At 73.6% G+C, this 22,494-nt stretch carries 20 protein-coding genes; 5 read left to right on the top strand and 15 right to left on the bottom strand.

The window, feature by feature from the left end; translation table 11 throughout:
• Nucleotides 1-27: 27 nt before the first annotated feature.
• Nucleotides 28-870 carry a peptidylprolyl isomerase gene (locus tag ACN27D_RS27250; RefSeq protein WP_120573852.1) on the top strand — a complete coding sequence of 281 codons (843 nt, stop codon included), beginning with the start codon at nucleotides 28-30 and terminating at the stop codon, nucleotides 868-870.
• Between the two features lie 72 nt (nucleotides 871-942).
• Here the strand turns inward: ACN27D_RS27250 and ACN27D_RS27245 are convergent, their stop codons facing one another.
• The 8 genes from ACN27D_RS27245 to ruvC form a co-directional block, all read right to left on the bottom strand.
• Nucleotides 943-3,414, bottom strand: a complete 2,472-nt coding sequence (locus ACN27D_RS27245) for a RelA/SpoT family protein (RefSeq protein WP_013285470.1) — start codon at nucleotides 3,412-3,414, stop codon at nucleotides 943-945.
• Nucleotides 3,415-3,640: 226 nt separating this feature from the next.
• Entirely contained in the window at nucleotides 3,641-4,207 is a 567-nt protein-coding gene (locus ACN27D_RS27240; RefSeq protein WP_120573853.1) for an adenine phosphoribosyltransferase, read from the bottom strand.
• Nucleotides 4,208-4,304: 97 nt separating this feature from the next.
• Nucleotides 4,305-5,492 (bottom strand): protein translocase subunit SecF, encoded by a 1,188-nt coding sequence (secF, locus tag ACN27D_RS27235; RefSeq protein ID WP_350815992.1) that lies wholly within the window; start codon nucleotides 5,490-5,492, stop codon nucleotides 4,305-4,307.
• Between the two features lies 1 nt (nucleotide 5,493).
• Nucleotides 5,494-7,395, bottom strand: a complete 1,902-nt coding sequence (gene secD, locus ACN27D_RS27230; protein ID WP_357898820.1) for a protein translocase subunit SecD — start codon at nucleotides 7,393-7,395, stop codon at nucleotides 5,494-5,496.
• A gap of 224 nt (nucleotides 7,396-7,619) precedes the next feature.
• Nucleotides 7,620-7,964 carry a preprotein translocase subunit YajC gene (yajC, locus tag ACN27D_RS27225; protein ID WP_199733067.1) on the bottom strand — a complete coding sequence of 115 codons (345 nt, stop codon included), beginning with the start codon at nucleotides 7,962-7,964 and terminating at the stop codon, nucleotides 7,620-7,622.
• A 140-nt stretch (nucleotides 7,965-8,104) separates the two neighbouring features.
• A complete protein-coding gene (gene ruvB / locus ACN27D_RS27220; protein ID WP_121683417.1) occupies nucleotides 8,105-9,169 on the bottom strand; it encodes a Holliday junction branch migration DNA helicase RuvB in 1,065 nt (354 codons plus the stop codon).
• Nucleotides 9,166-9,768 carry a Holliday junction branch migration protein RuvA gene (gene ruvA / locus ACN27D_RS27215; RefSeq protein ID WP_121683418.1) on the bottom strand — a complete coding sequence of 201 codons (603 nt, stop codon included), beginning with the start codon at nucleotides 9,766-9,768 and terminating at the stop codon, nucleotides 9,166-9,168. Before ruvA ends, ruvB begins: the two co-directional genes overlap by 4 nt.
• The gene (ruvC, locus tag ACN27D_RS27210) at nucleotides 9,765-10,292 is read right to left on the bottom strand and encodes a crossover junction endodeoxyribonuclease RuvC (protein WP_121683419.1); all 528 of its coding nucleotides are present in this window, start codon (nucleotides 10,290-10,292) and stop codon (nucleotides 9,765-9,767) included. Before ruvC ends, ruvA begins: the two co-directional genes overlap by 4 nt.
• Nucleotides 10,293-10,476: 184 nt before the next feature.
• On the opposite strand from ruvC, the gene ACN27D_RS27205 reads away from it, so the two are divergent.
• Both ACN27D_RS27205 and ACN27D_RS27200 read left to right on the top strand, forming a co-directional pair.
• Nucleotides 10,477-11,259 carry a 3-hydroxybutyrate dehydrogenase gene (locus ACN27D_RS27205; RefSeq protein WP_358172842.1) on the top strand — a complete coding sequence of 261 codons (783 nt, stop codon included), beginning with the start codon at nucleotides 10,477-10,479 and terminating at the stop codon, nucleotides 11,257-11,259.
• Nucleotides 11,260-11,273: 14 nt separating this feature from the next.
• On the top strand, nucleotides 11,274-13,193 hold the full coding sequence (locus ACN27D_RS27200) for a helix-turn-helix domain-containing protein (RefSeq protein WP_120570543.1): 1,920 nt from the start codon (nucleotides 11,274-11,276) through the stop codon (nucleotides 13,191-13,193).
• 24 nt (nucleotides 13,194-13,217) lie between these two features.
• On the opposite strand, the gene ACN27D_RS27195 is transcribed toward ACN27D_RS27200, so the two are convergent.
• From ACN27D_RS27195 to ACN27D_RS27185, 3 genes are all read right to left on the bottom strand, one after another.
• Nucleotides 13,218-13,826 (bottom strand): TetR/AcrR family transcriptional regulator, encoded by a 609-nt coding sequence (locus ACN27D_RS27195; RefSeq protein ID WP_120570544.1) that lies wholly within the window; start codon nucleotides 13,824-13,826, stop codon nucleotides 13,218-13,220.
• 11 nt (nucleotides 13,827-13,837) lie between these two features.
• The gene (locus tag ACN27D_RS27190) at nucleotides 13,838-15,403 is read right to left on the bottom strand and encodes an MFS transporter (protein WP_421500331.1); all 1,566 of its coding nucleotides are present in this window, start codon (nucleotides 15,401-15,403) and stop codon (nucleotides 13,838-13,840) included.
• A 120-nt stretch (nucleotides 15,404-15,523) separates the two neighbouring features.
• Nucleotides 15,524-16,585 carry an FAD-dependent monooxygenase gene (locus tag ACN27D_RS27185; RefSeq protein WP_357898827.1) on the bottom strand — a complete coding sequence of 354 codons (1,062 nt, stop codon included), beginning with the start codon at nucleotides 16,583-16,585 and terminating at the stop codon, nucleotides 15,524-15,526.
• 54 nt (nucleotides 16,586-16,639) lie between these two features.
• Here ACN27D_RS27185 and ACN27D_RS27180 point away from each other — a divergent pair, with 54 nt between their 5' ends.
• The gene (locus tag ACN27D_RS27180; protein ID WP_120570547.1) at nucleotides 16,640-17,197 is read left to right on the top strand and encodes a TetR/AcrR family transcriptional regulator; all 558 of its coding nucleotides are present in this window, start codon (nucleotides 16,640-16,642) and stop codon (nucleotides 17,195-17,197) included.
• A gap of 77 nt (nucleotides 17,198-17,274) precedes the next feature.
• On the opposite strand, the gene ACN27D_RS27175 is transcribed toward ACN27D_RS27180, so the two are convergent.
• The 4 genes from ACN27D_RS27175 to ACN27D_RS27160 all read right to left on the bottom strand — a co-directional run bounded on the left by ACN27D_RS27175 (nucleotide 17,275) and on the right by ACN27D_RS27160 (nucleotide 21,217).
• Entirely contained in the window at nucleotides 17,275-17,913 is a 639-nt protein-coding gene (locus ACN27D_RS27175; protein WP_233585454.1) for a transcriptional regulator, read from the bottom strand.
• A gap of 89 nt (nucleotides 17,914-18,002) precedes the next feature.
• Entirely contained in the window at nucleotides 18,003-19,079 is a 1,077-nt protein-coding gene (locus ACN27D_RS27170; RefSeq protein ID WP_421500330.1) for an alcohol dehydrogenase catalytic domain-containing protein, read from the bottom strand.
• Nucleotides 19,076-20,518 carry an aldehyde dehydrogenase family protein gene (locus ACN27D_RS27165; RefSeq protein WP_421500329.1) on the bottom strand — a complete coding sequence of 481 codons (1,443 nt, stop codon included), beginning with the start codon at nucleotides 20,516-20,518 and terminating at the stop codon, nucleotides 19,076-19,078. Before ACN27D_RS27165 ends, ACN27D_RS27170 begins: the two co-directional genes overlap by 4 nt.
• 45 nt (nucleotides 20,519-20,563) lie before the next feature.
• On the bottom strand, nucleotides 20,564-21,217 hold the full coding sequence (locus ACN27D_RS27160) for a TetR/AcrR family transcriptional regulator (protein WP_302906091.1): 654 nt from the start codon (nucleotides 21,215-21,217) through the stop codon (nucleotides 20,564-20,566).
• A gap of 87 nt (nucleotides 21,218-21,304) precedes the next feature.
• Between ACN27D_RS27160 and ACN27D_RS27155 the strand changes: the two genes are divergently transcribed.
• The gene (locus ACN27D_RS27155; protein ID WP_120570551.1) at nucleotides 21,305-22,477 is read left to right on the top strand and encodes an acyl-CoA dehydrogenase family protein; all 1,173 of its coding nucleotides are present in this window, start codon (nucleotides 21,305-21,307) and stop codon (nucleotides 22,475-22,477) included.
• Nucleotides 22,478-22,494: the final 17 nt, after the last annotated feature.

Genomic DNA, 22,494 nt, shown 5'->3' with positions numbered 1-22,494 from the left:
CCCATACGCAGCAGGTGAGGAGTGACCGTGACGTCCACCAGAGACCGCCAGCGCGCGGCGGCGCGGGCCAAGCTCGAGCGGGAGATGGCGGAACGGGCCGGCCGGGCCCGCAAGCGCCGGCAGACCCAGGCGATCGTCGGGGCCGCGGCGGTGCTGGTGCTCGTCGTGGCCGGCACGGTCTGGCTCGTCGCCGCGCTCGGCGACGACGACGAGAAGCAGGGCGGCACCGCCGCCGGGGCCGACGCCGTGCAGTGCGCGTACACGGAGGTGCCCAAGGAGGGCCGGCCGCCGCAGATCAAGGACGTCGGCCTGCCGCCGGCCCAGCAGGCCGGCAAGGGCACCCAGACGATGACGATCGACACCAACCTGGGCCCGATCACCGCCAAGATCGACCGCGCCAAGGTGCCCTGCACCGCCGGCAGCTTCACGCACCTGGCCAGCAAGGGCTTCTTCGACAACACCAAGTGCCACCGGCTGGTCACCGAGGGCATCAAGGTGCTCCAGTGCGGCGACCCGAGCGCCACCGGCAAGGGCTGGCGGGACACCGACGGCACCGGCGGCCCGTCGTACAACCTGGCCGAGGAGAACCTCCCCACCGACAAGCGCCCGCCGTACCCGGAGGGTGTCATCGCGATGGCCAACTCCGGCCAGCCGGGCAGCACCGGCAGCCAGTTCTTCATCGTGTACGGCGACTCGCCGCTCGACCCGAACTACACGGTGCTGGGCACCATCACCGGTGGCATGGACGTGGTGAAGCAGGTCGCCACGGCCGGTGACGACGGCGCGTTCGCCAAGCAGGCCGGCGGTGGTCACCCGAAGAAGGAGATCACCATGACCAAGGTGACGATGAGCCCGGTCGAGGGCGGCTGACCGCACCCGCACAACGACGAAGCGCCCGCCGGCTGATCGCAGCCGGCGGGCGCTTTCGTGTGCGTGGGTGGCTCAGGCCCCCGAGGTGACCCGGTACGCGTCGAACACGCCGTCGACCTTCCGCACGGCGGCCAGCAGGTGGCCGAGGTGCTTCGGGTCGGCCATCTCGAAGCTGAACCGGCTCACCGCCACCCGGTCACGGGTGGTGGTGACGGTCGCGGAGAGGATGTTGACCCGCTCCTCGGACAGCACCCGCGTCACGTCGGCGAGCAGCTTGTGCCGGTCCAGCGCCTCGACCTGGATGGCGACCAGGAACGTGGAGGCGGACGTGAGCTTCCAGCTCACCTCGACCACCCGCTCGGGCTGGGCGCGCAGGTCCTCGGCGTTGGCGCAGTCGTCCCGGTGCACGCTGACCCCGCCGGAGCGGGTGACGAACCCGAACACCGAGTCCGGCGGTACGGGCGTGCAGCAGCGGGCCAGCTTGATCCAGACGTCGCTGACGCCGCGGACCACCACGCCCGGGTCGGCGCTGCTCTGCCGGCTGCGCGGCGGCCGGGTGGCGACGGCGGTCTCGGCGATGTCCTCCGCCGCGCCCTCCTCGCCGCCGTAGGACGCCATCAGCTTCTGCACGACCGACTGCGCGGAGACCTGGCTGTCGCCGACCGCCGCGTACAGCGAGGCCACGTCGGCCAGGTGCAGGTCCCGGGCGATCGCCATCAGCGCGTCCGAGGTGAGCATCCGCTGCAACGGCATGCCCTGCTTACGCATCGCCTTGACGATCGCGTCCTTGCCGGCCTCGATCGCCTCCTCGCGCCGCTCCTTGTTGAAGTACTGGCGGATCTTCGTACGCGCCCGCGGGCTCTTGACGAAGCCCAGCCAGTCCTGCGTGGGACCGGCCGTGTCGGACTTCGACGTGAAGATCTCGATCACGTCGCCGTTGGACAGCGTCGACTCCAGCGGCACCAGCTTGCCGTTGACCCGCGCGCCGATGCACTTGTGCCCGACCTCGGTGTGCACCGCGTACGCGAAGTCGACAGGCGTCGACCCGGTCGGCAGCGGGATGACGTCGCCCTTGGGCGTGAAGACGTACACCTCCTGGCTGGACAGGTCGAACCGCAGCGCGTCCAGGAACTCGCTCGGGTCGGCCGCCTCGCGCTGCCAGTCCAGCAGCTGCCGCAGCCAGGTCATCTCGTCGATGTGCGCCGGCGGGCCCACCACCGGGGTGCCCTTGTGCTCCTTGTACTTCCAGTGCGCGGCGATGCCGAACTCGGCGGTGCGGTGCATCGCGTACGTGCGGATCTGCATCTCCACCGGCTTGCCGGTGGGCCCGATGACAGTCGTGTGCAACGACTGGTACATGTTGAACTTGGGCATGGCGATGTAGTCCTTGAACCGGCCCGGCACCGGCTGCCAGTTGGCGTGGATGACCCCCAGCGCCGCGTAGCAGTCACGAACCGTGTCGACCAGGATCCGCACGCCCACCAGGTCGTAGATGTCGTTGAAGTCGCGCCCCCGCACGATCATCTTCTGGTAGATCGAGTAGAGGTGCTTCGGCCGCCCGGTCGTCTCCGCCTTGATCTTGGCGGCCTTCAGGTCGGTGGACACCTTCTGGGTCACCTGGCGCAGCAGCGCCTCGCGCTGCGGCTGGTGCTCCCCGATCAGCCGGTTGATCTCCTCGAACCGCTTCGGGAACAGCGTGCCGAAGGCCAGATCCTCCAGCTCCCACTTGATCGTGTTCATACCGAGGCGGTGCGCCAGCGGGGCCAGGATCTCCAGCGTCTCCTTGGCCTTCTGCTCCTGCTTCGGGCGGGGCAGGAAGGTCAGGGTCCGCATGTTGTGCAGCCGGTCGGCCAGCTTGATCACCAGGACCCGGGGATCCTTCGCCATCGCGACGACCATCTTGCGGATGGTCTCGGCCTTCGCCGCGTCGCCGAGCTTGACCTTGTCGAGCTTGGTGACGCCGTCGACGAGCAGCGCGACCTCACCGCCGAAGTCGGCGCGCATCTGGTCGAGCGTGTATTCCGTGTCCTCGATGGTGTCGTGCAGCAGCGCCGCGACCAGCGTGGTGGTGTCCATGCCCAGGTTCGCCAGGATGGTCGCCACCGCGAGCGGGTGCGTGATGTAGGGGTCGCCGGACTTGCGGTACTGCCCCGAGTGCCACCGCGCGGCCGTGTCGAAGGCGCGCTGGAGCAGCCGCGCGTCGGCCTTGGGGTGGTTCTCCCGGTGCGTCGCGATCAGCGGCTCCAGCACCTCGCTGACCTGCGAGGTCTGCCAGGGCGCGTTGAACCGGGCCAGCCGGGCGCGTACCCGCCGGCCGGTGGGCGCGTTGGAGAGGGCGAAACCGCTGCCGGGCGTGGACTCGGTGGAACCCTCGGTCGGGAACGGCACCACGACCGCCCCGCCGTCGGCCGTCGCGTCGGACGCGCCGCCGGTGGCGCCGGTCGCCCGGGCCGGCGGGTTGCCGCTGCGCTCGGTCACCGAGCCGTCCGCGTCGCCTGTCGGGTGCACCGTGCCCTCCACCGGAGGGACGACATCGTGGGACACCGGCCTCCTCACCGCTCGCCGGGATGCGCCGGCCGTCCGGCCGACGTCTGGTTCAACCGGCCCGGGGGCCGGTGTTGTTCCACGCGGTCGCCGGGGCCGGGCCCCGGCGCCTTCGCCGCCCCGGAGATCTCGGCCGGGCCGGGCAAAGGGCAATGCTACCCGTACGCAGGGTACGCCACCGCTCCCCCGGACGGTCGGCGCCGACCGGCCCGACGGTCCGGCCCGGTCAAACGGTCAACAGGGCATGGACCGGGCGCTGCGCCAGCCGCTTGCGGCCCTCGAGGAAGCCCAGCTCCAGCAGCACGGTGAACCCGGCCACCGTCCCGCCGGCCCGTTCCACCAGGTCGAGCGTGGCCTCGGCGGTCCCGCCGGTGGCGAGCACGTCGTCGAGCACCAGCACCCGGTGACCGGCGGTGAACGCGTCCTGATGCACCTCCAGCGTCGCCTCGCCGTACTCCAGCGCGTAGGAGGCCGAGTGGGTGGCCCGGGGCAGCTTGCCGGCCTTGCGCACCGGCACCACGCCGACACCGGTGGCGTACGCGACCGCCGCCGCCAGCACGAACCCGCGCGCCTCGATGCCGGCGACCGTGTCGAACGAGTCCCGCCCGTGGTACGCGATGATGCCGTCGATCACCGCCCGGAACGCCTCACCGTCGGCGAACAGCGGCATCAGGTCCTTGAACACGACACCCGGCTTGGGGAAGTCCGGCACGTCCAGCAGCCGGCTGGCGACGAGCTGGGCGACCTCCGGGCCGCTGTCTCCGCGTACCCCTGCGGTGTGGGTCTCCGTCACGGTGCGTCCCATGTCCTCTCGAAACGACGACGGCGTCCGTCATGCCGTGACATCAGCATGACGGACGCCGTCGGACCGATTCCGTCCGGCCCTGCGGTCAGCGGCGCTTGCCGCCGGGCCGGTTGCCGCCGCCACCGGCGGGACGGCCGCCGCGGGCGCCGCTGGGGCGCTTGCCCGCGGGGCGGGCGCCCACCTTGGGTGCGGCGCCGGCCAGCGCGGCCGCGTCCGGGTCGATCGGCGCGTCGGCGGCCGGCGCTGCGGTACGCGGGCCCTTCGGCGTGATCTCGCCCCGGGCGAGCGCGGCCCGGCGGGACAGCACCCGCTTGTTGTGGGCGCTGATCCGCGGATCCATGTTCTTCAGCAGCACCAGCAGCGGCGTGGCCAGCAGGATCGAGGTCAGGAACGCCACCGCCATACCGACGAACAGCACCAGGCCGAGGTCCTTCAGCGTGCCCGCGCCGAGCAGGCCGGCGCCGATGAAGAGCAGGCCGCCGACCGGCAGCAGCGCCACCACCGAGGTGTTCAGCGACCGCATGAGGCTCTGGTTGAGCGCCAGGTTGGACGCCTCGCCGTAGGTGACGTTGTTGTTCGCGGTGATGCCGCGCGTGTTCTCCTGCACCTTGTCGAAGACCACCACCACGTCGTAGAGCGCGAAGCCCAGGATCGTGAGGAAGCCGATGATCGTCGACGGGGTGACCTCGAAGCCGACGATCGAGTAGATGCCGGCGGTCAGGGCCAGGTTGGTCAGCAGCGAGACGATCGCGGCGGCCGCCATCCGCCACTCGAAGCGCAGCACCAGGTAGATCGACACCACCGCGATGAAGATCACCAGGCCGAGGAAGGCGCGCGAGGTGACCTGGCTGCCCCAGGCCTCGGAGACCTGGCTGCCGCTGATCTGGTCGGCCGGGATGCCGAACTCCTGCGCCATCGCGGTCTTGGCCGCGTTGGCCTGCTCGGCGGAGAGCTGGCCGGTGCGCATCTCGTAGAACTCGCCGCTGGTGCCGCCGACCTTCTGCGCGCTGACCACCTCGACGCCCGGCGCCTCGTCGGCCAGCACGTCGTCGACGGTCCGCTCGGCCTGGTCCAGCGTGCCGACGCTGGCCGGCACCTGGAACGAGTTGCCGCCTGCGAACTCGATGCCCAGCTTGAAGCCGCTGATCGCGAAGCTCAGCACGGCGATCAGCACGAGCACGCCGGCCACGCCGAACCACAGCTTGCGCCGCCCGACGATGTTGAGATCCGCCTCACCCCGGTAGAGCCGGGCGGCCAGACCGCTCTTAGCCATCTCAGGCCTCCTTCACACGCGGGTTGCGGGCGTTGCCCGGCTCGGCCGACCGGGCCGGCAGCGCCCGGCCCAGACCGCTGACCCGCGGCGACAGGAACGCCCGGGTACGGGCGAACATCGTCATGATCGGGTGGCGGAAGAGGAACACGACGACCAGGTCGAGCACGGTCGCCAGGCCGAGCGCGAAGGCGAAGCCCTTCACCGCGCCGACGGACACGATGTAGAGCACCACTGCCGACATCAGCGTGATGGCGTTGGCCGAGATGATCGTCCGGCGGGCCCGGATCCAGGCGCGCGGCACCGCGCTGCGTGGACTGCGGCCCTCCCGGATCTCGTCTTTCAGTCGTTCGAAGTAGATGACGAACGAGTCCGCCGCGACGCCCAGCGAGACGATCATGCCGGCGATGCCGGCGAGCGTGAGCGTGAAGCCGATCGACCGGCCGAGCACCACGAGCGCGCCGAACACCAGCAGCGCGGAGAGCACCAGGCTCAGGAAGATGACCGAGCCGAGCAGCCGGTAGTAGAAGAACGAGTAGATGATGACCAGCAGCATGCCGATGCCGGCCGCCAGCAGACCCGCCTTGAGGTGGCTGTCGCCGAGCGTCGCGGTGACGTTCTGCTGCTCCTGCGGCTCGAACGTCACCGGCAGCGCGCCGTAGCGCAGCTGGCTGGCGAGCGCGTTCGCGGCCTTGTTGTCGAAGCTGCCGGTGATCTGCGAGTCACCGGTCAGCACGCCCTGGATCTCCGGGGACGAGACGATCTCGTTGTCCAGCACCACGGCGACCCGGCACTTGCCGTCCTGGCCGAGCGCGGTCTGGTCGCAGGCCTGGCCCTCGTTGGTGAACGCCTCGCGGGTCAGCGCGGTCCACTTCTCCTGGCCGCCGCCGGTGAAGTTGAGGCTGACCACCCAGGAGCTGGTCTGGTCGAGCTGGGCGGAGGCGTTCTTGACGTCGGTGCCCAGCACCTTCGCGACGTCCAGCAGGTACTTGGCGCCGGACTCGCAGGCGACCGCCTTCTGCTTCTCGTCCTTGATCGAGGCGGCGGGCCGCTTGTCGAGCTGGGCGCAGGTGATGCTCGGGACGTTGAACTGCATCTCCACCGGCAGGACGGCGATCTCCTGCGGGGAGAGCGTGCCGAACGGCTTGAGCTTGTCCGCCAGCGACGGGTCGGTGGTCAGGTCCGCCGGGGCCTGCAGGCCCGAGGCGGCGGCCCAGGCGGCCGCGCCGACCTTCTGCTCGACGGCCTTGCGCTGCTGCTCGATGCTCTGCGGCACCGGCTCGGCGCTGGCGCTGGGGCTCGGCGCGGCGGCGCTCGGCGAGGCCGACGGGGACGCGGAGGCGCTGGCGCTCGGCGTGGGGGCCATGCCGCCCTGCCCGCCGGCGCTCGGCGACCCGCTCACCTTGGGGCTCGTGCTCGCCTTCGGCGACGCGCTGCCCGACGGGGTGGCGGCACCCGACGGGGTGGCGCTGGGCGTCGGCGCGGGCGCGAGCGCGGCGCCGCTGCCGTCGGTGGCCTTGAGCACCTTGCGGAAGCGCAGCTCGGCGGCCTCACCGACGTCGGTCAGGTCGCGGTTCTGGCCGGGCAGGGAGATGACGATGTTGCGGTTGCCCTCGGTGACCACCTCGGCCTCGGCCACGCCGTACGCGTTGACCCGGCTCTCGATGATCTGCCGGGCCTCCTCGAGGTTGTCGGCGGTCGGGGGCTTGCCGTCCACCGTGTTGGTGGCCTCGAGCGTCAGCCGGGTGCCGCCGACGAGGTCCAGGCCGAGCCGCGGCTCCAACCGGTCCTTCCAGCCGCCGCTGGCGCCGCCCGAGAAGAACACCAATAGATAGAGGACGACGAAGATGAGCCCGAGCACGGCGAGCTGCCGTCCGGGCCGCATCTGTCCCTGAGGTGGTGCCACGGCTGTCCTGTCTCCCTGTACGGTCGCGCCGCTTCCACGGCGGCGACAACTGTCGGGCCGGGGGTGTCCGCCCGACTGCTCCGGCGGGTCGGCACCGGAGGACGGCACGCCAGCTGGAGCGCGGCGCGGGGGCGCCGCACGGCCCGGCCGGATGCCGGCGCCGCGCGCCGACCCCAACTATCCACTTGTACGGATGAATCCGCTGCCCCGTCCGGGACGGGTGGTCACTCCTTGACCGGCTCGGCTTCCTCGGTGATCGTCTCGGCCGCCGGCGCCTCGGAGCGCTTGATCACCCGCGCGACGGCGGGACGGGCGTACCGGGTCTGCACGCCCGGGGCGACCTCGAGCAGGACCGTCTCGTCCTCGACCGCGGTGACCGTGCCGTGCAGGCCGCCGATGGTGACCACCTCGTCGCCCGGGGCGAGAGCGGCCTGCATCTGCTCGGCCTCGCGGCGGCGCTTCTGCTGCGGACGGATCATCATGAAGTACATGACGACGAAAAGCAGAGCGATCATGAGGATCGGCGTCAGACTGCCGGCTCCCCCGCCACTCGCTGCTGCGTAAAGCACGGTGTAGACCTTCCGGTTGGCCTCCACCCCGGCGCCGGAGGGCGCCGCAGCGGAAGCGGATTCTCACGTCCTGTACAAACCGCGGCGAAGTCTAGTCCCTGCTCCTGAGAAGACCGAATGCGGCACAGATCACGAACGGATCACGGCTGGTCGGTCTGCACCGAGAACAGATCGGGCCCCGGAGGGGCATCCGTACCAAATGTACCATTCGGGGGCGTACGGCCCAGATGGCGCCAGGCGGCCTCGGTGGCCACCCGCCCGCGCGGCGTCCGGGCCAGCAGCCCGGCCCGGACGAGGAACGGCTCGCAGACCTCCTCGACCGTGTCCGGCTGCTCCCCCACCGCCACGGCGAGCGTGGACAGGCCCACCGGGCCGCCCCGGAACGAGTCGACCAGCGCGGTCAGCACCGCCCGGTCGAGCCGGTCCAGGCCCAGCGCGTCCACGTCGTAGACGGTCAGCGCGGCCCGCGCCGTCTCCAGCGTGACCACGCCGTCGGCGCGGACCTCGGCGTAGTCGCGGACGCGGCGCAGCAGCCGGTTCGCGATACGCGGGGTGCCCCGGGACCGGCCGGCGACCTCCGCCGCGCCGTCCGCGGTGATCGGCACCCCGAGGATCCGGGCCGACCGGTGCAGCAGCGTCTCCAGGTCGGCCGGCGCGTAGAAGTCGAGGTGCGCGACGAAGCCGAACCGGTCGCGCATCGGGCCGGTCAGCAGGCCGGACCGGGTGGTGGCGCCGACGAGCGTGAACGGCTCCACGTCGAGCGGGATGGCGGTGGCACCCGGCCCCTTGCCGACCACCACGTCGACCCGGAAGTCCTCCATGGCGCTGTAGAGCAGCTCCTCGGCCGGCTTGGCGATCCGGTGGATCTCGTCGATGAACAGCACGTCGCCCTCGGCGAGGCTGGTCAGGATCGCGGCCAGGTCGCCGGAGCGCTCGATGGCCGGGCCGCTGGTCACCCGGATCCCGGTGCCCAGCTCGGCGGCGACGATGTTGGCCAGGGTCGTCTTGCCGAGGCCAGGCGGCCCGGACAGCAGGATGTGGTCGGGCGGGGAGCCGCGCCGCATCGCGCCCTGCAACAGCAGGTCGAGCTGGTCGCGGACGCGGTGCTGGGCGATGAACTCGTCGAGCCGCTTCGGGCGGACGCTCGCCTCGGCGTCCCGCTCGGCGTCGTCCACGTACGCCGAGACCAGGTTCTCTCCGGTCATCGGGTCCGGCCCAGGAGGCGGATGGCCTGCTTGAGCAGCACCGGCACCGGCGGGGTCTCGCCGTCGACGGTCTCCGCCACCGCGGCCACCGCCTGCTCGGCCTGGCCCGCCGTCCAGCCGAGCCCGACGAGCGCCTGACGGACCTGCTCCGGCCAGGCGCCGGCGGTCACCCCGGCCGCGCCGTCGGCGCCCACCGGCACCGGGCCGACCCGGTCGCGCAGCTCCAGCACCAGCCGCTCGGCGCCCTTCTTGCCGATGCCCGGCACCCGGGTCAGCGCCGCGGTGTCGGCGTTGGCGATGGCCTTGCGGACCGCGTCCGGCGTGTGCACGGCGAGCACCGCCTGGGCCAGCCGGGGACCGACCCCGCTGGCGGTCTGGAGCAGCTCGAACAGGTGCTTGGCGTCGTCGTCGGCGAAGCCGTAGAGGGTGAGCGAGTCCTCCCGGACCACCAGGCTGGTGGCGAGCCGGGCGGGCTGGCCCACGCGCAGGTCGGCGAGCGTGCCGGGGGCGCACTGCACGGCCAGGCCGATGCCGCCCACCTCCACCACCGCGTGATCCGGGCCGGTGGCGGTCACCGTGCCGCGTACGCTCGCGATCATCGCGTCCCTCCTCGTCGGGCCTGTTGCGCGGCGGCGGCCAGCTTGGACCTCGTGCCGCCGCGCCACACGTGGCAGATGGCCAGCGCCAGGGCGTCGGCGGCGTCGGCCGGCTTCGGCGGCTCGGGCAGCCGCAGCAGCCGGGTGACCATGGTGGTCATCTGCTTCTTGTCGGCCTGGCCGGAGCCGGTCACCGCCGCCTTCACCTCGCTCGGCGTGTACGTCGTCACCGGCAGCCCGGCCCGGGCCCCGGCGAGCACCGCGACCCCGCTGGCCTGGGCGGTGCCCATCACGGTGCGGACGTTGTGCTGGCTGAACACGCGCTCCACCGCGACCGCGTCCGGCCGGTGCTCGGCGACCAGGTCGGTGAGCGAGCGGTCCAGGTGCAGCAGGCGCAGCGCGAGGTCGTCCTCGGGGTCGGTGTAGACCACGTAGTAGGCCACGAGCGTGCAGGGGCGGCCCGGCACGCCCTCGACCACGCCGACCCCGCACCGGGTCAGCCCCGGGTCGACGCCCAGCACGCGCACGCCGCCTCCTCCCCGAGCCGCCAGCAGTACGTGTGTTCGACACACCCTACTGGTGCGCGCCGACAGCGGGGCGGGCGGACACGCCGGGCGCGGGCGGTGACGCGGCGCACCACACACGCGGGCGGTGGAGTATGTGTCGCCGCCCCATGTGCCGGGGGGCACCCGGCTCGTACGTTCATGCGCCATGACGGCAGAACCCGTGGCGGTCCCCCACGTCGTACACGTCGACCTGACCGGTCGCACCGCGCTGGTCACAGGTGGTGGCGGCGGCATCGGGCGGGCCTGCGCCCTGCGTCTGGCGGCGGCCGGCGCGACGGTGGTGGTGCTGGACCGCGACGTGGCGGCGGCCCAGGCGGTGGCCGCCGAGACCGGCGGCCGGGCCGTCGGGATCGACCTGGCCGACCCGGCGGCGGTGGACGCGCTCGACGCCGACGCCGACATCGTGGTCAACAACGCCGGGCTGCAACACGTCGCGCCGGTGCAGGACTTCCCGGTCGAGCGCTTCGAGTACATCCAGCGGGTGATGGTGGAGGCGCCGTTCCTGCTGATCCGCCGCGCGCTGCCCCGGATGTACGCGAACGGCTGGGGCCGGATCGTGAACATCTCCTCGGTGCACGGGCTGCGCGCGTCGCCGTTCAAGTCGGCGTACGTCTCGGCCAAGCACGCGCTGGAGGGCCTGTCCAAGGTGGTCGCGCTGGAGGGCGCCGCGCACGGTGTCACCGCCAACTGCATCAACCCGGCGTACGTGCGCACCGCGCTGGTGGAGAGCCAGATCGCCGACCAGGCGGCCACCCACGGCATCGGCGAGGACGAGGTGGTCGAGAAGATCATGCTGGCCCGGGCGGCGATCAAGCGGCTGATCGAGCCGGCGGAGGTGGCCGAACTGGTGGCGTACCTGTGCTCCCCGCCCGCCGCGTTCCTCACCGGCACCTCGATCGCCCTCGACGGGGGCTGGACGGCGAACTAGTGGCCCCGCGCACAATGTCGGTCATGTCGTCGCCGGTCGAGTTCCTGGAGCTGCTGGCGCGCGAGGCCGCCGCGGTCGAGTTCGAGGGCCCGCTGGTGGCCGCGCGCGCCGCCGGCCTGCCCGCCGAACGGCTGGCCGAGCTGGAGCAGGCGAAGGTGGTGGCGCTGCGGGTACGGGCGCTGCTGGCCCGCCGGCGCCGCCGGGAAACCGAGCTGTCCGGCCTGTACGACACCGCGAGCGACCTGGCCGGCCTGCGCGACCTGGACGACGTGCTGCGCGCGATTGTGCACCGGGCGCGGATCCTGCTCGGCACCGACGTGGCGTACATGACGCTCAACGACGACGAGCGCGGCGACACGTACATGCGGGTCACCGACGGCTCGATCTCGGCCCGGTTCCAGCGGCTGCGGCTGGAGCTGGGCGACGGGCTGGGCGGGCTGGTCGCGCAGACCGGCACCCCGTACGTCACCTCGAACTACCAGGAGGACGAGCGGTTCCGGCACACCGGGGAGATCGACGGCGGGGTGGGCGAGGAGGGCCTGGTGGCCATCCTCGGCGTGCCGCTGCGGCTGGGGTCCAGCGTGATCGGCGTGCTGTACGCGGCGAACCGCTCGGCCCGGCCGTTCGCCCGCGAGGAGGTGTCGCTGCTGGTGTCGCTGGCGGCGCACGCGGCGGTGGCGATCGACACCGCGCGGCTGCTCGCCGAGACCCGTGCGGCGCTGGCGGAGCTGTCGGCGGCGAACAGCACCATCCGGGCGCACAGCAGCTCGGTGGAGCGTGCCGCCGCCGCGCACGACCGGATGACCGCGCTGGTGGTGCGCGGCGGCGGGATGGAGGACGTGGCGGCGGCGGTCACCGAGGTGCTCGGCGGCGCGCTGCTGGCGCTGGACGCCGAGGGCCGGCGGCTGGCCCGGGTCGGTGAGATCGAGGAGCCGGACCGGGCCGACATCGTGGAGGCGGTGGCCGCGTCGCGTACGGAAGGGCGCAGCGTGCGCCGGGGCCCGCTCTGGTACGCGGCGGTGGTGGCCGGTGCGGAGAACCTGGGCGCGCTGGTGCTGCGCCCGGACGACGAGCTGGTCGACGCCGACCAGCGGATCCTGGAACGCGCCGCGCTGGTGACCGCGTTGCTGCTGCTGTTCCGCCGGACCGTGGCCGAGGCGGAGGGACGGGTCCGCGGCGAGCTGCTGGACGACCTGATCGCCCGGCCGCTGCGCGACGCCGACGCGCTGCGGGCACGGGCGCGCCGGATCGGGGTGGACCTGGACGCCCCGCACGTGCTGGTCGCGGTCGGTGACGACGCGTTCGCCGAAACCGGCTCGGCCCGGCAGCGGGTGCTGTCCTGGGCCACCACGTACGCCTCGACCCGGGGTGGCCTGGCCGCGGCGCGCGACGGGCGGGTGGTGCTGATGCTGCCCGGCCACGACGCCGGTGGTGCGGCACGCGCGGTGGCGCGGGACCTGTCCCGGGTGACCGGCCGGCCGGTGACCGCCGGGGCGAGCGGGCCGTCGACCGGCCCGGCGTCGCTGGCTGTCACGTTCACCGAGGCGGAGCGCTGCCTGTCCGCGCTCGGCGCGCTGGGCCGGGCCGGGCAGGGGGCGAGCACCGCCGAGCTGGGGTTCGTCGGGCTGCTGCTGGGCGCGGTCGGTGACGCCGGGGACCGGGACGTGGCCCGGTTCCTCGCCACCACGGTGGGGCCGGTGCTGGACTACGACGCCCGGCGGGGCACCGCGCTGGTGAAGACGCTGGAGGCGTACTTCGGGGTGGGCGGCAGCCTGGCTCGCGCCGCCGAGCAGCTGCACGTGCACGTGAACACGGTCACCCAGCGGCTGGAGCGGGTCGGGCACCTGCTCGGCGCGGACTGGCAGCGCCCGGAGCGGGCGCTGGAGGTGCAGCTCGCGCTGCGCCTGCACCGCCTGCGCACGCCCGGCCGCTGAGCGGTCGGGCACGGCGACCCGGGATCAGCGCACGCGCAGACCGTCCAGGACCGTGTCCACGATCCGCTCGGGCAGCATCCGCTCGTCACGCTCGGGGTGCCAGCGCAGCATCCGCTGGGTGAGCATCGGCGCGGTGAGCAGCGACATGGTCACCTCGACGTCGAGGTCGGCGCGCAGCTCGCCCTGCTCGATCCCGCGGCGCAGCACCTCGCGCAGCGCCGCGCGCCGGGGCTCGACGATCGCCTCGTACGCCTGCCGGTGGGCCGAGCTGCGGTTCACCTCGGGCACCAGGCAGGGCATGATCTTGCGGACCCGGGGGTCGGTGTGCTGGCCCACGGCGCCGACGAGCAGCACCAGGTCGTCGCGGACGGAGCGTCCGGCCGTGCGGGGCGCGGGCCCCTTGAGCGTGCGCAACGCGTCCAGCAGCAACGCGTCCTTGCCCGGCCAGCGGCGGTAGATGGTGGCCTTGCCGACGCCGGCGCGGGCCGCGATCGCCTCGATGGACAGCGACTCTATGGTGCTGCCCTCGGCCAGCAGGTCGAGGGTGGCGTCGACGATCGCCTCGTCCGCGCGGGTGCTCCGCGGTCGCCCGGGCGACCGCGGAGCATCCGCCGTGGAAGTCATGTCAGACATTGTCCACGAACCTACGCGGTACCGGCCAACTCCCGGTCGGTGACCGGCGTCGCGTCGGGGGCGGCGACCGGCCGGCCCGGCATCCAGCGCAGCACGATCACGATGCCGAGCGCGGCCACCACCGCGGAGGCGCCCGCCGCCCAGTGCATGGCCGAGACGAACGAGTCGTTCGCCGCGTCGATCAGCCGCGGCGCGTCGGGGCCGAGCCGGCCGGCGACCGCGTACGCCCCGGAGACCGACTCGCGGGCCGCGTCGCGCACCGGGGCGGGCAGGGCCGCCACCGCCGGGCCGACCTGGTCGCGGTAGACGGCGGAGAGCACCGAGCCGAGCACCGCCACGCCGAGCGCGCCGGCCACCTGGCGCACGGTGTTGCTGACTGCGGAACCGACGCCGGCCTTCTCCCGGGGCAGCGAGGACATGATCGACTCGGTGGCCGGCGGCATGATGTTGGCCATCCCGGCGCCCTGGAGGAAACCGAGCGCCGAGAAGATCCAGATCGGGGTGTCCGCGTCGATGAAGACGAACGCGGCGAGCGCCACAGTGGTGAGCAGCAGCCCGACGGCGGCGACCGCCCGGCCGCCGTAGCGGCGGACCATCGCCGCGCTGCGCGGCGCGAAGATGAGCTGGGCCGCGGCGAACGGCAGGAACAGCAGGCCGCTCTCCAGCGGGCTGTAGCCGCGCACGAGCTGGAGGTAGAACGCGCCGAAGAACATCACGCCCATGGCGGCGAAGAAGACCAGCCCGACCAGGGCCACCGGGGCGGCGAAGCGGGGCACCCGGAACAGCCGTACGTCCAGCGACGGGTGGTCGCTGCGCAGCTCGTGGGCGACGAACCAGCCGAGCACCGCGAGACCGCCGAGCACCGCGACCCACACCTGCGGGCGGCCGAAGCCGTGCTCGCCGCCGTCGATGATGCCGTAGGTGAGCGCGACCAGGCCGACCACCGAGAGCAGCACGCCGAGCAGGTCGACCCGGCCGGGCTTCGGGTCGCGCGACTCGGGGACCAGGGCCGCGACGAGCACCACGCCGAGCGCCACCACGGGCACGTTGATCAGGAAGACCGAGCCCCACCAGAAGTGCTCCAGCAGTGCGCCGCCGAGCACCGGGCCGATCGCCACCGCGAGGCCGACCGCGCCGGCCCAGACGCCGATCGCCTTGGCGCGCTCGCGCGGGTCGAAGACGTTGGAGATGATCGAGAGTGTCACCGGCATGATGGCCGCGCCGCCGACGCCCATCAGCGCGCGGGCCGCGATGAGCTGGCCCGGGTCCTGCGCGTACGCGGACAGCAGCGAGGACAGGCCGAACAGCGCCAGCCCGAGGATCAGGAAGCGGCGGCGGCCGAGCCGGTCACCGAGCACGCCGAAGGTGAACAGCAGTCCGGCGAAGACGAGCGTGTAGGAGTTGATCGCCCACTCCAGCTCACCCTGGGTGGCGCCGAGGCCGTGCACCGGGTCGGCCAGGGTGCGCAGCGCGACGTTGAGGATGGTGTTGTCGAGGACGACCACGAGGAGGCTGATCACCAGCACCCCAAGGATCGCCCACCTCCTCGGGTGTCCGGTGTTCTCGTGCAGTTCCACTGCCGTTCTCCCCCCGGTTCACCCGCGTTCGAAATACGATACGGGTCAGACTCGTAACGTTGCCGAGCGTAGGTGAGCCGGTTTCGATACGGAACGGGTTCGTATCGGATGTGTCTCAGGTCACGCGGGCGGGCCGGCCGCCAGCGCCAGCCGCAGCAGCGCGTCCCGTACCGGCAGCAGCCGCCGCACGCCGGACAGCCGCCCGGCCCACCGCGCGCCGGCCGCGATCCGCTGCGTGGGCCGCCGGCGTCGCCCGTCGTACGCGCGCAGCGCGGCCGGCACGTCCCCGGCGTCGCGTACGCAGTCGGCGAGCGTGACCGCGTCGATCAGCGCTTGGCAGGCGCCCTGCCCGAGGTCCGGGGTCATCGCGTGCGCGGCGTCGCCGAGCAGCGCCGTCCGGCCGGACACGTACGACGGCAGCGGCGTCAGGTCGCGGATCTCGTGCCGCAGGATCCCCTCCGGGGTGAGCGCGTCGAGCACCTCCGGCACCGGCGAATGCCAGTCGCCGAAGAGGCGGCGCAGTTCGGCCCGGTCGTCCGGCGGCGCCGGGTGCCCCTCGGGCAGCCGCACCGCGGCGTACCAGTTGGTGTGGCCCGGCCCGGCCGGGGTCAGCCCGAACTTGCGCCCCCGCCCCCAGGTCTCGCCACCCTCGGCCAGGTCCATGTCGACCACGCCGCGCCAGGCCACCGCGCCCGCGTAGCGCAGCGGGTACCGCTGCCCGTACATCTGCGCCCGCACCACGCTGTTGATCCCGTCCGCGCCCACCACCAGGTCGTACGCGTCGAGCAGTGACGCCGGGTCGACCACCGGGGCGCCGAGGCGCAGCGCCGGGCCGGGCAGCGCGCCGGCCAGGACGGCGAGCAGCACCGGCCGCGTGACCAGGTGCACCGGCTCGCCGTGCCGGCGTTCCAGCCGCTCGACGTCGACGGTGGCGATCCGGCTGCCGTCGGGACGCCGGATCGAGCCGCCGGCCTGACGGCTGCCCCGGCGGCGCACCTCGTCGCCGACGCCGAGGGCGTCCAGGGCGCGCATCGCGGCGGGCCAGATGCCGAGCCCGGTGCCGCTGTGCGGCAACGCGGCCGACCGCTCCAGGACCGTCACCTCCCAGCCCGCCGCACGCAGGCCGATGCCCGCCGCGAGCCCGCCGATGCCGCCCCCGACCACGACCGCGCGTCCGCCCATGCGGTCACCGTACTACAGATGTAGTCGGCCGCACTACGGCTGTAGTCTGACCGGGTGACCGATCGCCGGCAGCTCCTGCTCGACGCCGCCATCCGGGTGCTCGGCACCGGAGGGCCGCGGCAGCTCACCCACCGGGCCGTGGACGCGGAGGCGGGCCTGCCCGAAGGCTCGGCGTCCAACCGGTTCCGCACCCGGGAGGCGCTGGTCACCGGCGTCTTCGACCGGCTGGTCGAGGTGGAGACGGCGGCCTGGCAACGGCTCGCCGCGGACCTGCCGCCGGGCGACGTCGCCGCGTTCGCCGCCGTGGTCGGCCGGCTGATCCGGGAGTTCACCGACCAGCAGCGGGTGGTCACCCTGGCCCGGTACGCGCTGTTCGTCGAGGCGGCCGTGCGGCCCGACCTGCGCCCGGCGATCGAGGCCGCCCGGGCACGGCTGGCCGGCTGGGGCGAGCCGCTGCTCGCCACGCTCGGCTCGGCCGATCCGCCCGCCCATTTCCGGATGCTGCTGGCGCTCGTCGACGGGCTGCTGAGCAACCAGCTCGCCTCCCCCGATGACGGTTTCGACCCGGAGGCCGCCGTCGCCACGCTGCTGCGCGGCCTTCGCGCCGGCTGACCGGATGCCAGGCGGCGGGCGTCAGGCGGGCCCACAGGCAGCCGGCGCCAGGCGCGGGCCGGTCCGGCGCCCTGGCGTCAGGCGCCGCCTCCGGCCAGGCAGGCCAGCGTCGCCTCACCGAGGGTGGTGAGGCGACGCGGCACGGCCGACGAGGGCGGGAACGGCTCGATCCACCCCGGACCGGCGGCGAGCACGCGTACCCCGGGCAGGTCCCGCCGCAGACGGACCAGGCGGTACGCGCGGCCCGTCAGCGGCGACTGCGACCAGACCACCACCACCCGCGGGCGGACCCGGACCACCGCGCTGGCCAGCGCGGACCAGGGCAGCGCCGGGCCGAGGTGCAGCGCGCCCCGGCCGCGTTCGCGCAGCGCCGCGGCGAGGGCGTGCAGCCCGAGGCAGTGCGTCTCGTGCTCGGCGCCGGCGAGCAGCACGCCCTGGGCGGGAAGCGGCCGGGACGGCTCACGGCCGAACACGTCCAGGCCGACGCGTACCCCCTCGGAGAGGGCGTGCTCGACGGCGATCTCGGCGGCGCTGTCGCCGCGCAGCGTGCCCAGCAGCGGCAGGCAGACCTGTTCCCAGGCGGGCACCACCCCGGCCTCGGCGGCCAGGTCGAGCACCAGCCCGGCGACCCGGTTGTCGTCCAGGTCCTCGGCGGCGGCGGTCAGCCGTTTGCGGGCCGTCTCGGCGGCCCAGGCCGGCATGTTCTCGGTCAGCAACGGACGTACCCCCGGGTAGCTCTCCTACCCAGGGGTTCGTCCGCACGGCCCGATCCGGATGCGCCACCGGCGAATCCGGCCGAGCCGGATCAGTCCGGGAAGGTGACCACCCAGCGGGCGCCCTCGCCGCGGGCCAGCCGCTCCAGCGCGGCGGGCGCCTCGGCCAGCGGCACCGTGCCGCTCACCAGCGGCCCCAGGTCCAGGTCACCGGCGGCGAGCGCCTCGGCCAACTCCGGCACCTCCCGGTCCGGGTCGGTCGAGCCGTACACCGAGGAGCGCAGCGTGCGCGCGGAGTGGAAGATGTCCAGCGCGGAGAGGCTGAGCATGTCGTCCTTGCCGCCCATGCCGACCACGGTGACCGCTCCCCCGCGCCGCGTCGCCCGCCAGGCGGCGCGGATGGTGGCGGACCGGCCGACGCACTCGAACGCGTGGTCCACGCCGCGTCCCTCGGTGCGGACCCGGATCTCCTTGCCCAGCCGGTCGTCCGAGCGGAGGAAGTCGGTGGCCCCGGCGGCGAGCGCCAAGTCCCGCTTGGCCTCCACCACGTCCACGGCGAGGATCGGCGACGCGCCGGCCCGCCGCGCGGCGGTCAGCACGGCCAGGCCCACCCCGCCGAGCCCGATCACCGCCACCGACTCGCCGGGTGCGACCCGCGCGGTGTTGCGGACCGCGCCGACGCCGGTGAGCACCGCGCAGCCCAGCACCGCGGCCTGCTCCGTCGGCAGTCCGGCCGGCACCGGCACGGCGGCGTGCTGCGGCACCATCACCTCCTCGGCGAGCGCGCCGAGCCCGAGCGTGACCTGAAGCGGCTCACCGGCGGCCGTCTCGCCCCGGGGTGTCGACGGGTTGGGGTTGGCGGCGCAGAGCCACGGCTCGCCGTGCCGGCAGTGCCAGCACTCCCGGCAGGCCGGCGCCCAGTTGAGCACCACGGGCGTGCCGACCGCGAGCGTCGTGCCGGGCCCGGCCTCGGCCACCACGCCCGTGGCCTCGTGCCCCAGCACCAGCGGGTACGCGGGCGCCAGCGTGCCGTCCACCATGGCCAGGTCGGAGTGGCAGATGCCGGCGGCGCGGATGCGTACCCGCAGCTCACCCGGGCCGGGCGCGGGCAGCCGTACGTCCTCGACCGCCGGTGTCTCGCCCCGGCCGCGCACCACGAGCGCCCTCACCGCTGGATCGCCTTCACCTCGGTGAACTCCTCCACGCCGTACCCGCCCAGCTCCCGGCCGAGGCCGGACTGCTTGTAGCCGCCGAACGGGGCGAGCGGGTTGAACGCGCCGCCGTTGACGTCCACCTGGCCGGTACGCATCCGCCGCGCCACTGCCAGCGCCGCCTCCTCGTCGGCCGACCAGACCGCGCCGGCCAGCCCGTACCGGGAGTTGTTGGCGATGGCGACCGCCTCGTCGGTGTCGGCGAACGGGATCACCGCGAGCACCGGCCCGAACACCTCCTCCTGGGCGAGCGCGCTGTCCGGGTGCACGTCGGCGAAGACGGTGGGCGCCACGAAGTGCCCCTGCGGCGGCAGTGGCGCGTCCGGGCCACCGGCGACGAGCCGGGCGCCGTCGGCGAGCGCCCGGTCGACGTGGTCGCGTACCCGCTGGGCCTGCGCGGCGGAGGCGAGCGGGCCGAGCCGGGTGGCCGGGTCGAACGGGTCGCCGAGCCGGTAGCCGGCCACCGCCGCCGCGACCAGGTCCAGCGCCTCGGCGTAGCGGTCGCGGTGTACGAGCATCCGGGTCCAGGCGGTGCAGGTCTGCCCGGAGTTCAGCAGCGCGTTGCCCACGCCGACCTTGACCGCGGTGGGCAGGTCGGCGTCGGCCAGGACGACGTTCGCCGACTTGCCGCCGAGTTCCAGCGACACCCGGGCGATCCGCTCGGCGGCCAGGTGGGCGATGCGCCGGCCGGTGGCGGTGGAACCGGTGAACGAGACCAGGTCGACGTCGGGGTGCGCGGCGAGGGCCTCGCCGACCACCGCGCCGGTGCCGGGCACCAGGTTCACCACGCCGGGCGGCAGGCCGGCGTCGGTGATCGCGTCGAACAGCAGGTACGCGGTCAGCGGCGTCAGCTCGCTCGGCTTCAGCACCACTGTGCACCCGGCGGCGAGCGCGGGCGCGACCTTGGCGACCACCTGGTGCAGCGGGTAGTTCCACGGGGTGATCGCCCCGACCACGCCGACCGGCTCCCGGACCACGAGCGAGTTGCCGACCGTGTGCTCGGCGGCCGGGCGGGCGGCCAGGTCGACCATGGTCCGCAGCACTGTCAGCGGCAGGCCGGCCTGGACGCGCGTGGCGAGCTTGAGCGGGGTGCCCAGCTCGGTCGCCACCGTGCGGGCGATCTCGTCGGCGCGGGCGGCGAGCGCGGCGTGCAGCCGGTCCAGGTGCGCAGCCCGCTCCGCGGGGGCGGTGGCGGCCCAGCCGGGGAACGCGGCGCGGGCGGCGGCGACCGCGCGGTCCACGTCGGCCGGTGTGCCGGCGGGCACCTCGCCGACGATGCTCCCGGTGGCCGGGTTCTCGACCGGGATGGTGTCGCGCGACGACGGGTCGACCCAGTCACCGGCGACGTGCAGGTGGCGGCGCGTCAGCAGGGCGGGAGGGGCGGCGGCGAGATCCATGGCGTCCTTCGGGGGCGGTGGAAACTAGCGGTGGGAGTTTCGACGCTACTCCGGACCGCCGACCCGTTCCAGCGGGGCGACGGTGGCCGCGTACTCGGCGGCCAGCCCGTGCAGCAGCGCGTCCAGGCCGAGCGCGAACGCCCCCTCGTCCACGCTGCGCTGGTGGCCGGCGAGGCGGTGGGCCTGGTTGAGGTGCGGGTGCGCGGCGTAGAGCGACGGGTCCTCGACGAAGCCGCGGGCGAACGAGCCGAGCGCGGACCCGGCCACGAAGTAGCGCATCGCGGCGCCGATGTGGGTGGCCCGTGCGGGCGGCCAGCCGGCCCGGACCAGTGAGCCGTAGACCGCGTCGGCCATGGCGAGCGCGGCGGGACGGCGGCCCGGCCCCTGCGCCAGGTACGGCACGATGTTCGGGTGCGCGGCCAGCGCGGCCCGGTACGAGCGCGCCCAGCGGCCGAGCGCGTCGAGCCAGTCGTACTTCTCGAAGACGCCGATGTCGACAGTCGCCGCGACGCCGTCGGCCACCGCGTCGAGGATCTCCTCCTTGGTGGCGAAGTGGTTGTAGAGCGAAGGGCCGCGGACGCCCAGCGCGGCGGCGAGCCGCCGGGTCGAGAGCGCGTCCAGCCCGTCGGCGTCGATCAGCGCCAGCGCGGTCTCGACGATCCGGTCGCGGGTGAGCAGGGCCTGTCGGGGTCGGGGCACCTGGTCATCATCCTCCTTTCGACATCGGGTCTGGACGCGGGAAAACTTCCAGCGCTAGTTTATAGGCAGTCGACCTGAGGGGGCACCGTGGACTTCGCACTGTCCGACGAGGAACGCGCGATCCGGGACACCGTTCGCACGTTCGTCACCCGGGAGGTGATGCCGCTGGAGGCGGAGGTGTTGCGCCGCGAGCGCGCCCACCAGCCCGGCCTGGACCGCTCCGAGCTGCGCGAACTCCAGCTCAAGGCGAAGAAGTTCGGCTTCTGGGGGCTGGCCACGCCCGAGGAGTACGGCGGCATGGCCCTGCCCGCGGTGATGCAGTCGCTGATCTGGACCGAGCTGGGCCGCAGCTTCGTGCCGTTCCGCTTCGGCGGCGAGGCCGACAACATCCTGTTCCACGCCACCGAGGAGCAGAAGCGCGAGTTCCTGATCCCCACCATCGAGGGCGAACGGATCTCCTGCTTCGCCATCACCGAGCCCGGCGCGGGCTCCGACGCGGCGAACATCAAGCTGCGCGCCCGCCGCGACGGCGACGACTGGGTCCTCGACGGCGAGAAGACGTTCATCACCAACGGCAACGACGCCGACTTCGCCATCGTGGTCGCGGTGACCGACCCGGAGAAGGGCGCCCGCCGCGGCGGCGCGACCGCGTTCCTGGTGGACCGCGCGATGGGCTGGCGGTCCGAGTTCATCCAGACCATGGGCGAGGGCGGCCCGGCCTCGCTGATCTTCGACGGCGTACGGGTGCCGCACCGCAACATCCTCGGCGAGATCGGGCAGGGCTTCACGCTCGGCATGGAGTGGATCGGCAAGGGCCGCTACACCATTCCGTCGCACGCCGTCGGCATCGCCGAACGAGTCCTCCAGATGGCGATCGACCACGCCAACACGCGCGAGACGTTCGGCGCGCCGATCGGCACCAACCAGGCCATCCAGTGGATGATCGCCGACTCGGAGACCGAGCTGGAGGCGGCCCGCTGGCTGATCCTGCGCTCGGCCTGGACGGTCGACCAGGGCCTAGACCCCCGGCACGCCTCCTCGATGGGCAAGCTCTACGGCGCCGGCATGGTCAACCGCGTGGTGGACCGGGTGCTCCAGATCCACGGCGGCATGGGCTACACCCGTGAGCTGCCGATCGAACGCTGGTACCGGCAGGTCCGGCTGTACCGGATCTTCGAGGGCACCGACGAGATGCAGCGGCTGATCATCTCCCGCGACCTGCTGCGCGGGTACACGAAGATCGGCGGTCACCTGGCCTGACGCGTTGTGTCTCGACT

The organism is Micromonospora sp. WMMD1274 (assembly GCF_049179035.1).
Classification (GTDB): Bacteria; Actinomycetota; Actinomycetes; order Mycobacteriales; family Micromonosporaceae; genus Micromonospora; species Micromonospora tulbaghiae.
Note: the sequence above shows the minus strand (reverse complement) of the source record. Positions and strands in the feature narration are given on the sequence as shown.

Coding starts and splice junctions, on each gene's coding strand:
- ACN27D_RS27200 (WP_120570543.1), top strand. CDS start 11,274: ATGTCGGTCATGTCGTCGCCGGTCGAGTTCCTGGAGCTGCTGGCGCGC.
- ACN27D_RS27165 (WP_421500329.1), bottom strand. CDS start 20,518: ATGGATCTCGCCGCCGCCCCTCCCGCCCTGCTGACGCGCCGCCACCTG.
- ACN27D_RS27195 (WP_120570544.1), bottom strand. CDS start 13,826: ATGTCTGACATGACTTCCACGGCGGATGCTCCGCGGTCGCCCGGGCGA.
- ruvB (WP_121683417.1), bottom strand. CDS start 9,169: ATGACCGGAGAGAACCTGGTCTCGGCGTACGTGGACGACGCCGAGCGG.
- ACN27D_RS27185 (WP_357898827.1), bottom strand. CDS start 16,585: ATGGGCGGACGCGCGGTCGTGGTCGGGGGCGGCATCGGCGGGCTCGCG.
- ruvA (WP_121683418.1), bottom strand. CDS start 9,768: ATGATCGCGAGCGTACGCGGCACGGTGACCGCCACCGGCCCGGATCAC.
- secF (WP_350815992.1), bottom strand. CDS start 5,492: ATGGCTAAGAGCGGTCTGGCCGCCCGGCTCTACCGGGGTGAGGCGGAT.
- ACN27D_RS27205 (WP_358172842.1), top strand. CDS start 10,477: ATGACGGCAGAACCCGTGGCGGTCCCCCACGTCGTACACGTCGACCTG.